At 69.9% G+C, this 13284-nt stretch carries 9 protein-coding genes and 1 tRNA gene; 5 read left to right on the top strand and 5 right to left on the bottom strand.

Annotation, left to right across the window (positions count from 1 at the left end; all coding sequences use genetic code 11):
- Positions 1-429 precede the first annotated feature (429 nt).
- The 3 genes from IE272_RS28635 (at position 430) to IE272_RS28625 (ending at position 2084) form a co-directional block, all read left to right on the top strand.
- Positions 430-515 (top strand) — tRNA-Leu (locus IE272_RS28635).
- A 232-nt stretch (positions 516-747) separates the two neighbouring features.
- Positions 748-1629, top strand: coding sequence for a Bax inhibitor-1/YccA family protein (locus tag IE272_RS28630; protein WP_050358952.1), 882 nt, complete (start codon positions 748-750; stop codon positions 1627-1629).
- A gap of 137 nt (positions 1630-1766) precedes the next feature.
- On the top strand, positions 1767-2084 hold the full coding sequence (locus tag IE272_RS28625; RefSeq protein ID WP_050358953.1) for a hypothetical protein: 318 nt from the start codon (positions 1767-1769) through the stop codon (positions 2082-2084).
- A 40-nt stretch (positions 2085-2124) separates the two neighbouring features.
- On the opposite strand, the gene IE272_RS28620 is transcribed toward IE272_RS28625, so the two are convergent.
- The 3 genes from IE272_RS28620 to IE272_RS28610 all read right to left on the bottom strand — a co-directional run bounded on the left by IE272_RS28620 (position 2125) and on the right by IE272_RS28610 (position 5768).
- Positions 2125-2976 (bottom strand): hypothetical protein, encoded by an 852-nt coding sequence (locus IE272_RS28620; protein WP_190008816.1) that lies wholly within the window; start codon positions 2974-2976, stop codon positions 2125-2127.
- A gap of 379 nt (positions 2977-3355) precedes the next feature.
- A complete protein-coding gene (locus IE272_RS28615) occupies positions 3356-4576 on the bottom strand; it encodes an acetyl-CoA C-acetyltransferase (RefSeq protein ID WP_190008731.1) in 1221 nt (406 codons plus the stop codon).
- Between the two features lie 190 nt (positions 4577-4766).
- The gene (locus IE272_RS28610; protein ID WP_050358956.1) at positions 4767-5768 is read right to left on the bottom strand and encodes an SGNH/GDSL hydrolase family protein; all 1002 of its coding nucleotides are present in this window, start codon (positions 5766-5768) and stop codon (positions 4767-4769) included.
- 159 nt (positions 5769-5927) lie between these two features.
- On the opposite strand from IE272_RS28610, the gene IE272_RS28605 reads away from it, so the two are divergent.
- Positions 5928-7334 carry a cystathionine beta-synthase gene (locus tag IE272_RS28605; RefSeq protein ID WP_007456006.1) on the top strand — a complete coding sequence of 469 codons (1407 nt, stop codon included), beginning with the start codon at positions 5928-5930 and terminating at the stop codon, positions 7332-7334.
- A 368-nt stretch (positions 7335-7702) separates the two neighbouring features.
- Here IE272_RS28605 and IE272_RS28600 read toward each other — a convergent pair whose 3' ends face one another.
- The gene (locus IE272_RS28600; RefSeq protein ID WP_050358957.1) at positions 7703-8119 is read right to left on the bottom strand and encodes a hypothetical protein; all 417 of its coding nucleotides are present in this window, start codon (positions 8117-8119) and stop codon (positions 7703-7705) included.
- Between the two features lie 187 nt (positions 8120-8306).
- Positions 8307-8825, bottom strand: a complete 519-nt coding sequence (locus tag IE272_RS28595) for a hypothetical protein (RefSeq protein ID WP_063886138.1) — start codon at positions 8823-8825, stop codon at positions 8307-8309.
- A gap of 441 nt (positions 8826-9266) precedes the next feature.
- Here IE272_RS28595 and IE272_RS28590 point away from each other — a divergent pair, with 441 nt between their 5' ends.
- On the top strand, positions 9267-12863 hold the full coding sequence (locus IE272_RS28590) for a hypothetical protein (RefSeq protein WP_229897785.1): 3597 nt from the start codon (positions 9267-9269) through the stop codon (positions 12861-12863).
- Positions 12864-13284 lie beyond the last annotated feature (421 nt).

Genomic DNA, 13284 nt, shown 5'->3' with positions numbered 1-13284 from the left:
TCCGTCCTCCTCGGGTATGACACCGACCCTGACCGGTGTCGTGGGCACCGCTCCACGGGCACTGCTTCGTGATCACCCAGCGTGATCGCTTGGGAACGCGGGCGGGGGCGGCCCCGACGGCGGGCGGGGCCCTCCCGGGGCGCCTCCGGACCCGGGGCCGGAGCGGTGCCGGACCCGAGGGTGGCGGATGCCCTGGCGAAGCCTGGCGCGGACCTGGCGCGTTGGGCCGTACGAGTGCGGCGACTTTCCGTCATTCCCGTGCGGCGCGCGGACCGCCCATGATCGGCCGCGGGCGTGTGGTCAGCCCGGCCGAATGTCCTGACGGACCCTCAAGCGGTCAATAAAATAAGACAACATCGCGCCACTGTTCCGCTGATCGAGGGACGTCCCCGGATAGGGTCGGTAGCCAAACGCGGAGCCGCGCGGCACGCCCGGATGGTGGAACGTAGACACGGCGAGCTTAAACCTCGCTGCCCCTCGGGGGCGTGCCGGTTCGAGTCCGGCTCCGGGCACCACGCGCCGCACTCTGCGTGACCCGGACGGCCCAGACCGTGACCGACGCCCCGGTGCTGTGGTCCCGGCCTCGCCCGACACCTGTGATCCCGGCCTCGTACGGCAGGCGTCCCGGGCCCTCCGGTGGCCTCGTCGCAGGCTGCCGCAAAGATCCTCCCCTGGCACTAGGGTGATTCTTTTGCCTACCCATTACTCTTGTGGCAAGGCCACGCAGTGTGGCCATGGAGGAGTGAGATGAGGAGCAGCAACCCGGTCTTCTCGCGACGGGGGTTCAGCCGCGACAACGGCCACGCGGGCTTCAACGCGACGCCGCAGGCCGGGGCCCCCGCTACGGGCAACCCGTACGCGCAGGGCACCGCCGCCAACCCGTACGCCACCAACCCCTACGCGCAGACGGACATCCAGGGCGCCCCGCAGGCGCCCGCCCGTCCCGACGTGATGACCATCGACGACGTGGTGACGCGTACGGCGATGACGCTCGGCACCGTGATCGTCGCCGCGACCGCCGCATGGTGGACGCTGCCGGTCGACAAGGAGAACGTCGGCACGGCGATCGGTATCGCCATCGGCGCCGCGATCGTCGGCTTCGTGCTGTCGCTCGTGAACTCGTTCAAGCGCCGGCCCTCGCCGCCGCTGATCCTGACGTACGCGGCGTTCGAGGGTGTCTTCCTCGGCGTCATCAGCAACATCGTCAGCGTCTACTGGGCTCCCGGCGCCGCGATGCAGGCGGTGATCGGCACCATGGCGGTCTTCGCCGGTGTGCTGATCGCCTACCGCACCGGACTGATCCGGGTCACGCGCCGCTTCTACGGCTTCGTGATGGCGGCCGCCATCGGCTTCTCGCTGCTGATGATGGTCAACCTCCTGTTCGCCGTGTTCGGCGGCGGTGACGGCCTCGGCTTCCGCAGCGGTGCGCTCGGCATCATCTTCGGCATCGTGGCCATCGTCATCGGCGCGTGCATCCTCGCCCTGAACTTCAAGCAGGTCGAGGACGGCATCGCGTACGGCGCCCCGCGCGAGGAGTCCTGGCTGGCGGCCTTCGGCCTCACCGTGACCCTGGTGTGGATCTACATCGAGATGCTGCGTCTGGTCGCGATCCTCAGCGGCGACGACTGACCGATCGCACGGCATCCGCCGCACGCGCAACACCCGTGACACCGGAACGGCCCGCAGGCATCGCGCCTGCGGGCCGTTCCGCGTTCCGTCCCCCGGGCGTTGGCAACCGTGCGGCAGGGCCGCGTAGGGTCGGCCGCGTGCTCGATACGACGCCCCTCATCCTGGCCGTGGACCGTTTCGCCGACCGGCTGCGCTCGGCCCCGCAGAGCCGCCTCCAGCGCGGCACGGCCGCCGAGGCGCTGGCCGCGGCCCGCGAACTCGCCGCCCGCGCCCAGCGCCTGGAGAACCCGGCTGCCGAACCGCGTGAGCTGCCGGACGCCGGGATGTTCGCCGTGGGCGACCAACTCGCCGTCGCCGGGCGGGACCTGGCCGTGGCACTGGAAACGGCCCCGTCCCAGGAGCTGGACGAGGCCGTGCGATATGTCGGGGAAGCGGCGGCGCGGGCTTTCGCGTGAGCGGCCCGCGCCCGGCGGACCGGGGCGGTGCGGATCCCGGTCAGAACGAGGCGATGACGCGGTCGGCGAGGATGTACACGTTGTCCTCACCGCAGGAGAAGGTCAGCGCATAGGCGCCCGAGACGCCCGAGCCGCCCAGCAGTACCGGCTGCCGGCCGGCCCGCAGGGCGTCGGCGAGGCGCTCGGCGGTCTCACGGTGACCCGGGGTCATGCAGAGCGTGGTGCCGTCGGCGAAGACGTACACGTCGAGCGTGCCCAGCGGGCCGGGCCGCACGTCGGTCAGCTCGGTCGCGGTGTCGGCCAGCTCTTCGAGCCGGTTCACGGTGCGCTCGTGGTCGGTGACCACCGGTGTCTGTACGGGGATGAAGTCCGGGTGCGAAGGGTGGCGGCGGCGGGCGGCGGCCAGCTCGGGGGAGTCCTCGGGGAACTCCGCGATCTCCGGAAGGTCGGTCAGCTCGCCGATCTCGTGCTCCGCGAGAGTCCGCTCGCTCAGCTCCGCGAGCTCCTCCATCGCCTCGGCCGCTTCGAGGTCCATCGACTCCAGACCGGCGAAGTCGGCCTGCCGGGGCAGGTAGTACGGGGCGTCGTCGCCCAGGCCGGACAGACCGCCCAGCAGGGACGGGGCGTCGGCGGCGTCACGGGCTTCCTGGGCGGCCCAGAAGGCGCGCGCCTCGGCCAGCTCGCGCTCGCGCTCCTCGGCGAGCGCTTCGGCGACGGCCGTGCGTATCTCCTCGGCGGGGGTGGCCGTGCTGCGGCTCTGTGGTGGCACGGAAGCACTGAGAGCGTTGCCTGCGGCCAGCTCCGTGCGCAGCGCCGCGACCTGCTTGCGCAGCCCGTGAGCGGCGTGCAGTGCGGCGGCGCCGACGGCCGTGGCAGCGGCGGTGGTCAGCAACAGGGCAAATGACATGGCGCTCACTGACATACTCCCGGTTTCTATCGATACCCCCGACTTCCTACATCAGCTTGGCCTGTACCGGTACGTGCTGTCAGTGCATTACGTCACGAAATGGACAGGTCTTTCGGTCCGATGTTTAGCCCCATATCGGGGGTGACCTGCAGAAACGACTCTCCCCCGGGACGCAGATCACATCCTGGGGGAGATTCGGTCACGGTCGGAGCTCGGTGGGGTTCGAAACCCCCGCGGCGCGGGAGTGCCGCAGGCCCCGAGTGGCTAGCTCAGCCGCTCGTGCGTGCGGTCGCGCTGACCTTCGCCTCCGCTGCGGGCAGGTGCCGCCTTCGCTCCTCAGGCGCCCCCTACCCTCCGCTGCGGCTCAGCTCAGCCGCTCGATCACCATCGCCATGCCCTGGCCGCCGCCCACGCACATCGTCTCCAGGCCCCACTGCTTGTCGTGGAACTGGAGGCTGTTGATCAGCGTGCCGGTGATGCGGGCGCCGGTCATGCCGAAGGGGTGGCCGACGGCGATCGCGCCGCCGTTGACGTTGACCTTGTCCAGCGGCAGGCCGAGGTCCCGGTAGGAGGGGATGACCTGGGCGGCGAACGCCTCGTTGATCTCGGCGAGGTCGATGTCGTCGATGGTCAGCCCGGCCCGCTTCAGCGCCTGCTTGCTCGCCTCGACCGGTCCGTACCCCATGATCTCGGGGGAGAGGCCGGAGACGCCGGTGGAGACGATCCGGGCCAGCGGGGTCAGGCCCAGCTCGCGCGCCTTGGTGTCGGACATGATCACCAGGGCCGCGGCGCCGTCGTTGAGCGGGCAGCAGTTGCCCGCGGTGACCAGGCCGTCGGGGCGGAAGACCGGCTTCAGGCCCTGCACGCCCTCCAGGGTGACGCCCGCGCGCGGCCCGTCGTCCTTGGAGACCACGGTGCCGTCGGGGGTGGTGACCGGGGTGATCTCCCGCTCCCAGAAGCCGTTCTTCAGGGCTTCCTCGGCGAGGTTCTGCGACCGTACGCCGAACTCGTCCATCTCCTGGCGGGTGACGCCCTTGGTCCGGGCCAGGTTCTCCGCCGTCTGCCCCATCGAGATGTACGCGTCCGGCACGAGGCCGTCCTCGCGCGGGTCGTGCCAGCTCGCGCCGGACTCCTCGGAGCGGGCGGCGGTGCGGGCCTCGGCCTCGGCGAACAGCGGGTTGTGCGTGTCCGGGAGGCTGTCGGAGTTGCCCTTGGTGAAGCGGGACACCATCTCGACACCGGCCGAGATGAAGACGTCGCCCTCGCCCGCCTTGATCGCGTGCAGCGCCATCCGGCTGGTCTGCAGCGAGGAGGAGCAGTAGCGGGTGACCGTACAGCCGGGAAGGTGGTCCATCCCCATCTGTACGGCGATGATGCGCCCCAGGTTGTTGCCCTGCTCGCCGCCGGGCAGACCGCAGCCCAGCATCAGGTCGGCGATGTCCTTCGGGTCCAGCTCGGGGACCTTGGCCAGCGCGGTCCGGATGATCGTGGCGGTCAGGTCGTCCGCGCGCAGGTCCTTCAGGGACCCCTTGAAGGCGCGGCCGATCGGTGAACGGGCGGCAGAGACGATCACGGCTTCGGGCATCACGCGGCTCCAAAGGGGCTGGAAGGCTGTGTGGACGGGCGGAACTCCTCTGGAAGTTACCCGGACGTATCGCCGGGGTCACCCGGCAGGCCGTGTGATGCGGGACTCTTTTCTAAGCGCTTGCTCAGGTGAGGTGGGGTTGCCGCCGGGCCCCGCGTCCCGCCGGGCGTCCCGCGGGGCCCGGCGTCCCCTACGCGTGCCCGTGGGCGGCGTCCGGGTGCGGGTGCGGGGTGGGTTCCGTGGAGGCGGGCAGACGCCGCCGCCGGCGGTGCTTGAGGAGAGCCCAGGGAGCGCGCGCCCCCGTGACCTCCGTACCGGCCTCCCGGGCCGCCTGGGACGCGGCCTTCGCCACCGGGAGGATGTCCTCGCGCCGCGCACCGTCCAGTCGGTCGCTCTCCGGCCACAGGCCCAGCACCGCGCACAGGGTGGGCAGCACCGCCATGGCCGCCGTGGCATAGCCCTCGGCGGAGGGGTGGTAGTTGTCCGGGCCGAACAGCTCGCGCGGGTTCTCCGCGAACTCGGGGCCCAGCAGATCGCCCAGCGACACCGTGCGACCGCCCTGCTCCACCGCGCCGATGGTCTGCGCGGCCGCCAACTGCCGGCTCACCCGCCGGGCCAGCCAGCGCAACGGCTGGTAGACCGGCTCGATCGTGCCCAGGTCCGGGCAGGTCCCGACGACCACCTCCGCACCCGCCGTCCGCAGCCTGCGCACCGCCGTCGTCAGACAGCGCACCGACTGGGTCGCGGGCATCCGATGGGTGACGTCGTTCGCCCCGATCATGATCACGCAGACGTCCGGAACACGGGCCGGATCAGCCAGCAGCAGCGACACCTGCCGCTCCAGGTCGTCCGACCGGGCCCCCGGCAGGGCCACGTTCCGCAGGTCCACCGGCCGCTCGGCCACCGCCGCGAGCCCCGAGGCCAGCAGCGCCCCCGGGGTGTGCCCGGCCCGCCGCACTCCCTGGCCCGCGGCTGTCGAGTCCCCGAGCATGCCGAGCCGCATCGCGTCGTTCGGCCCGGCGAACGCCACTCCGTACCGCCCGTCCGCGCTCGGCGGGACCGGAGCCGTCCCGCCGCCCACCTGCCTCTTCGCGAGCTGGACCTCCGCCAGGAACACGCCCACGGCCGCCGCACCGATCAACCCGATGCTGCCACCGCCGTAGGCCGCGCCCGCCGCGATCCGCCGTGCCACCCTTGCTCTCGACACAGTCCGGTCCACCTCCTCCTCGCCGTACAGCCGTACACGTACCTACTTGCCCCGCTCGGGGCCCGGAGTACTCCTTCCCGTACGCAGAGTGCGTCCCGTACGCATACTCTGGGCCGGACCATCTCGGAGATCCCGGAGTACACGGTGCAATTCCACGATTCGATGATCAGTCTTGTCGGCAACACCCCGCTGGTGAGGCTGCGCAACGTCACGGCAGGTATCCAGGCGACGGTCCTGGCGAAGGTCGAGTACTTCAACCCCGGCGGGTCGGTGAAGGACCGCATCGCGCTGCGCATGATCGAGGCGGCCGAGCAGAGCGGGGAGCTGAAGCCCGGCGGCACGATCGTCGAGCCGACCAGCGGCAACACGGGCGTCGGCCTCGCCATCGTCGCCCAGCAGAAGGGCTACAAGTGCATCTTCGTATGCCCGGACAAGGTGTCCACGGACAAGATCAACGTGCTGCGCGCGTACGGCGCGGAGGTCGTCGTCTGCCCCACCGCCGTTGACCCCGAGCACCCGGACTCGTACTACAACGTCTCCGACCGGCTGGTCACCGAGACGCCGGGCGCCTGGAAGCCCGACCAGTACTCGAACCCGAACAACCCGCGCTCGCACTACGAGACCACCGGTCCCGAGCTGTGGGAGCAGACGGAGGGGAAGATCACCCACTTCGTCGCGGGCGTCGGCACCGGCGGCACGATCAGCGGCACCGGGCGCTACCTCAAGGAGATCAGCGAGGGCGCGGTCCAGGTCATCGGCGCGGACCCGGAGGGCTCGGTCTACTCCGGCGGCTCCGGGCGGCCGTATCTGGTCGAGGGCGTCGGCGAGGACTTCTGGCCGAGCGCGTACGACCGCACCGTCACCGACGAGATCGTCGCCGTGTCGGACAAGGACTCCTTCCAGATGACGCGCCGGCTCGCCAAGGAGGAGGGGCTGCTCGTCGGCGGCTCCTGCGGCATGGCGGTCGTCGGGGCCCTGGAGGTCGCCAAGCGGCTGGGCCCCGAGGACGTCGTCGTGGTGCTGCTTCCCGACAGCGGGCGCGGCTACCTCAGCAAGATCTTCAACGACGAGTGGATGGCCGACTACGGCTTCCTGGAGAACACCGGCACCTCCGCCAACGTCGGTGCGGTCCTGGACTTCAAGGAGGGCCCGATGCCCTCCCTCGTCCACATGCACCCGGAGGAGACGGTCGGCGAGGCCATCGAGGTGCTCCGCGAGTACGGCGTCTCCCAGATGCCGATCGTGAAGCCGGGCGCCGGCCACCCGGACGTGATGGCCGCCGAGGTCATCGGATCCGTCGTGGAACGGCAGCTGCTGGACGCGCTGTTCACCCAGCGCGCCTCGCTGACCGACCCGCTGGAGAAGCACATGTCGGCTCCGCTGCCGCAGGTCGGCTCCGGCGAACCGGTCGAGGACCTGATGGCCGTGCTCAGCGGCACGGACGGCGCCGACGCGGCGATCGTGCTCGTCGAGGGGAAGCCCAAGGGCGTCGTGAGCAGGCAGGACCTGTTGGCGTTCCTCGCCAAGGACGCGGGCACGGCGAAGGCCTGACGGTCCGGTCGCCGGGTTCTGGCCGCGGCCTGACGGCCCGGCGGCGGGGCTCGGGCCTGGGCCTGACGGTCCGGCGGCGGGCCTTCGCGAAAACGGTACGAGCGCGTCACGTCCGCGCAGCACCCGCTTAACACGGCTCCGGCACATTGGTGGGTGTCGGCAGGGAAACCCGCCGGCACCCAGAACGGCGACACCGGACTACGGAGCGGCTCCCGGACCTCCACCGTCGCCCGGACGCGGGCAACCGGCCCTGACCCGGACCGCGTCCCTCGCGGGGACCGCCGTCGTCCCGCCCCCCGGGCGACCGGGGGTGCGGCGGTCCCCGCGACATACTTCGGGCGGGGCCGGCCCGATACTTAGGGCGGGGCTCAGTCCCGCCAGTCGGACGGCGCGCGTTCCTCCTGGCGGCGGAACAGCCCGCCGCCCCGCGCCGCCTGGAACGCGTTGACGCCGACGATGCCGAGCCAGGCCACCACCAGCCCCTCGATCCCGGCGTTCACGACGCCGATCGCGGACAGCGGGACGGCCAGAATCAGCGAGACGATCCCCAGACCGTGCCGCTCCCCGAAGCTCCACGTCTCCGCCGGACGCGCCCCCCGGGCGACGGACATCTGCTGCTCGGCGAGCTGACGGCGGACCCGGCGGTCGAGCGTCGTGTCGAGCCGCTGCTCGACCTTCTCCAGGAACGAGTCGATGAGCGCGGTCTCGTACTCCTCGCCCAGCTCGCCCCGGGCCTGGAGGGTGGCGGCGAGCTCCTTCTTGAGCTCGTGGTCACGGGCTTCCATACCGACCACGGTACGGAGGCCGAGGCGCGCTGACAGTGGGGCTAGCCCCCGGATTTCGTGGGGCTAACCCCCCTCTGAGGCGCGGTGAGTTCTACGGCCGGGAACCGTCGCGTCGGCCGTGGCGTGGAACGACGAAGGCGTTGGCACAAGGAGCCGCTGAAGGGTCCACCGACCCGGCGGCCGAAGGTCAGCCGGTGACGCGCAGCTCGACCAAGGTCGTCATAGGCTTGCCGAGCCCCTGGCCGACGGTCTTGAAGTCGCCCTTGTCGACGTTGACCGTCTCGGAGTCGCCGGCGTCCGTGGTCAGCTTCGCCGACACCGGGTGGTCGGCGGTCTCGATGTAGAACACCCGTGGCACTTCGAGGGCGAGGAAGCCGGACTTGGCGGTGGCCCGGAAACAGAAGAGCTTGGGCTTGTTCTGTTCGTCGGGGCCGCGGGTGACCTGGACCTTGATCTGAGACTTGTCGGAGCTGTCGCAGTCGGCGAGGACGATGTGGCCGTCGCCGCGGACCAACTTGATCGACTTCTCTTCGAGGATCCGCGCGGCACCGGGGTAGTCGTAGGTCTCGACTATGTTCGGCACCGACGCGTCGGCGACGGACGATTCGGTGCTGGGCGACGAGGCCAGGGCGGGCACGGCGACGGCCAAGGCGGCAGCACCAGCAAGGGCGGCGCCGGCAATCAGCTTGTGGGCATGCGTGAACACCTGGTGGCGTCCTTCCGGAAAGCGGCTACGGTCAGCCGCGAATCGAGCGGTCAGGAAACTCGCAGCGCCACACGCGGAGTCAGGCACTAAGCAGCGAACCTCAGTTGTAAAGAAACAGCTCGCTCACAATGCCTGTCAAGGTGGAATAAAGTGAAGTGGATCACCGCATCCCGGATCATGAGCCCTGGTCAGGGCGAAGTAATATGCGAACGAACTCGGAATGTGTGCAACCTGTCGCCTTCTGTGACGATCGGTTCTGGCGCCTCACGCCGCACACGCCGAGCGGGGGGCGGATCGCGTTCGACGTTCTGAACGCGAGTATTTGGACTTTTCGGGTTTTTCAGCCGCTCCCTCGATCCGGATTCCGGCGATGGCATGTCGCCGACGATGAGATGAGCGATCTTGAGGCGAAAACTGCGTGCACCTCGGCACGCGAGAAGGGTGTTGCGCACCCTGCGGGCGCTGTTGGTGAGCCTGCTGCCGGTTGCGCTGGCCGTGGGGCTGCTGGGCTCCGCCCCGGCTTTTGCCGACGACGGCTTCGACGACGATGAGAGCCCGGTCAGCGCGATACCTGCCACCGACCGCGGCAAGGTTGTCGAGCTCTGGAAGGAAGGCGGGCCTGGCGTCAAGGCTGCGGCCGAGGTCGCCCTCACCGGCAGCGATGCCGAGGTGAAGAACTTCCTGGACAAGGTGGCCCCCGGCCTCCGAGCCGACGACGACCGCGTCTCTGTGGCGCAGATCGCCACGGTGGGCGGCGTAAATGTCCAGGAAGCGGCTCGCACGGCGCTGTCGGCACCTGACGCGGATCTGCAGGCGTTCCTCAAGGACGGATGGAAGCATCCGCTCGAGGAGGACCAGAGGCTCCGAGTCGCCCAGGTGATGGACGCCGGAGGCTTCGGAGTCCAGGAAGCCGGCAAGGCAGCGCTCAACGGGTCCGCCACCGACGTCCAGGCGTTCCTCAACAAGGGGCAGCACACGGCGCGCGAGGATGACGAACGGCTACAACTGGCTCAGATTCTGAGCACGGGCGGTCCGAACATACGGGCCGCCGGCAAGATCGCCATGAACGGCAGCCCGGCCGACATCCGAGAGTTCCTGGAAGTGGGCCAGCACATCGCCCGCGACCGGGACCGGGAACACGCCACGATCGCTGAACTTTCCGAGCAGGCCGTCGAGGCTGGACGCCAGGCATTGGTGGAGACCAAGGCCGCCGAGGTGACCTCCAAGCGCGCCATCACGGCTGCGGCACTGGCCAAGACGGCAGCCGAGAAGGCGGCCAGGGAGACCGACCTCGCGCGCGACGACGCGCTCAGCGCCGCAGCTGCGGCCGGCCGCGCGGCCAAGGCCGCCGACCAGGCAGCCTCCGCGGCCCAGCAGGCCATCAGCGCCGCACGGGCAGCCAACAACTCCGCCCGCATCGCCGCCAACGCCTCGGCCCAGGCTGCCTCGGCAGCCGCGGGCGCCGCCAACGCCGCCTCCGCCGCACGTGGTGCGGCGGCCTCTGCCGCGGTCAACGCGGGCGACGCCTCCAAGGCACGTGCCGCTGCGGAGAACGCGCGCGCCGCGGCCGAGGGCGCCGACAAGGCGGCCGAGGCATCCAACCAGGCCGGCATCGCCGCGGATCGCGCCGCGGACGCCGCCGACTCCGCAAGCAAGGCCGGTGCCGACGCACTGAGTGCGGCGAGCTCTGCCAGGAGCGCCAGCGACTTCGCAGACCAGGCCGGTGTGCACTCTCAGACGGCCCGGAACGCCGCTGCTCGCGCCGAGCGCCAGGCCAAGGAGGCCTCCCGGGCTGCCCAGGAGGCCAGGAACCTGGCCCGCAAGTCGGCCCAGGCAGCCCGGGATGCGCGTGATGACGCCCGGTCGGCGGCCACGCACGCCCGCAACGCCGCCAAGGCGGCGGACGAGGCGGCAGACCACGCCGGTGAGGCCGCCACAGCTGCCGCACAGTCCACCGCTCATGCCAAGGCCGCGCAGGAAGCCGCCACCCGCGCGTCCGCCGCGGTCGCCAAGGCGGTCAAGACCCATGAGCTGGCGCTGCAGATCGAGAAGGAGGGCCGCACCGAACGCGCGAACATCGGCATGGAGAAGGCCATCGCCCTGGCCGACTCCACCGCCGCCTTCGATCAGGCGCGTGAGGGCGCGGCCAAGGAGGCACAGGACCTGGAGGCCGAGGCCCAAAAGCTGGCCGCGGAGGCGAACGCGCCCGGCGCCGACCCCAAGGACGTCGCCCTCAAGGCCCGCAAGATCGCCATCAGCGCGATGAAGGTCCGGGGCCCCTGGAGCCGTACGGCAGCCGAAGTGGCCCTCGCGGGCACGGACAAGGACCTCACCGACTACATCCGTACCGGATGGACGCAGGCAGCCCAGCAGGACGATCGCGCCCGCGTCGAGAACCTCGCCCTCCTCTCGGAGATCGAGCCGGTCCGGGCCCAGGCGGTGACCGCGCTCTCCGGTGATGCCGCCAAGATCACCTCCTTCCTGGAGACGGGCCAGTACGCGGCCGCGTCCGACGACTTCCGCGTGCAGATCGCACAGATCATCAGCAACGGCGGACCCAACGTCCAGGAGAGCGGTCGCGCTGCCCTGAACTCGGGATCGGAGGACACGTACCGTCAGTTCCTCGTCACCGGGCAGTTCACCGCGCAGTACGACGACGACCGCCTCATCGCCGCGGGTCTCGCGGACGGGGGCTCCACAGCACCCGACAAGTGCTCCGTCAGCGAAGTGACGGTTGCCGCCTGCATCGCTCTCAAGGCCCCGGCGCAGGCTCTGTACGAGTTCTCCGTCTCCGGCCAGTTCAAGGCCAAGCGCAAGGACCTGCTTGCGGCCACTCATGACCTGCAGATCCGCAAGCTGATCCAGGACGCTTCCAAGGTCGCCGCGACGGCGCAGGAAAACGCCGACCGGGCCCAAGCTGTCGCAGCCGACGCCCGCAAGGCTGCCGCTGATGCCGACAAGTACCGCAAGCAGGCCGAGGCATCGAAGAGCAAGGCCCAGGGTTACGCCGAGCAGGCGGCCGAGTCGGCCAAGCAGGCCACCGAGTCCGCCGACCGCGCGGCCGAGTCGGCGAAGAAGGCTACCGAGGCCGAGGCACAGGCCAGGCAGTCCGCTCGCGAGGCCGGCCACTCCGCTGCCCTTGCAGAGTCGTCCGCGACCGCCGCGCGCGGTTCGGCCGACGCGGCCTGGTCGTACGCCAATGAGGCCAAGCAGTCCGCGATCGCGGCCGGCAAGGACTCCGACGCGGCCGACAAGGCCGCGAAGGACGCGCTCGCCGCGTGGGTGACGAAGACCCGTGAAGAGGCCGAGGTCGCACGGAAGGAAGAGAACCGCACCAACCTCGCGGCGCTGCAGGAGATGGAGGAAGCCCTCGCCGATGCGGCGGCCGACGATGACATCAGCGTCTGGGACGTGCTGTCCGGCGTCGGACACACGGTGCTGGACGTTGCCGGGCTGGTCCCGGGCGTCGGAGAGATCGCCGACCTGGCAAACGCGGGATGGTACGGACTCGAAGGCGACGCGCTCAACGCTTCCCTCTCCGCGGCCTCAGCGATCCCGTTCGTCGGCTGGGGGGCCACCGGCGCCAAGTGGGGCAAGAACATGTTCCGCGGCGCGGAAGCTTTCATGAAGGCCGAACGGGCCAGCGGATCCGTGGCCCACATCTGGGCGAGCAGTAAGAAATTTCCTAGCGTCAAGAACGCTCTGGAACACTTTAAGAGCCACCGCGGTGAATTTCCCGAGCTGCAGAACGCTAAGCAGTACGTGGAAATGGCCCACTTTTACCGTCAGGCGGCAAATAGCCCCAAGCCTCCTGCCGGGTATCGCGTCTGGGACCGTCTCGACAAGAGCGGCAACCTCAACGGTTACGTCGTCTATGAGAAGAAGTCCAACACTCTCGTCTCCTATGACAGCGGTGGCGTGCCTAAGACGATGAATCGGCCAGCTCCTAAGAGCCCTGACAACCCGCGCGGCTTCGACCCCGGCAGGTGGCCTACGCTGGAGGACTACCTTAAGGCGCAAGGCCAGCGAGAACGCTGACAGGGATGAAAGGTGACTCCATGCCGCCAGAAGACCTCGATTCCCCCGGTCCGGAGGAGGAATCTGCCTGTCGGGTGTGCGGACACGACGACGGTGACCTCTTCTGGGAGGACGGATGGCCCACAGCGCTGATCTGTGTGTGCTGCGGAAACGAGTCAGATGTGTCCGACACCAGCCTCATGGGGGTCCGCAACTACCGTGGCTACTGGACGGGGAACGGTGCGGGATGGCACTCCCCCTCCTTCAAGCCTCAGGACTGGGACATACTTGAGCAGTTGTCCCGCATTCCAGTGGAATGGCGTTAGTGGTGGCTGGTCAGGTGTCATCCGCGATGACACATATTCTTGATCGATTGTGTCGTTGATCGAGAATCTGGAGTGAAGGGCGGCGGGCGTACGTCGGTGCAGGCTCGTCCGGACTG

It is taken from the genome of Streptomyces anulatus (genome assembly GCF_014650675.1).
In the GTDB taxonomy this organism is placed as follows: Bacteria; Actinomycetota; Actinomycetes; order Streptomycetales; family Streptomycetaceae; genus Streptomyces; species Streptomyces anulatus.
The sequence above is the reverse complement of the archived record's forward strand: the minus strand, read 5'-3'. Positions and strand labels throughout refer to the sequence as shown.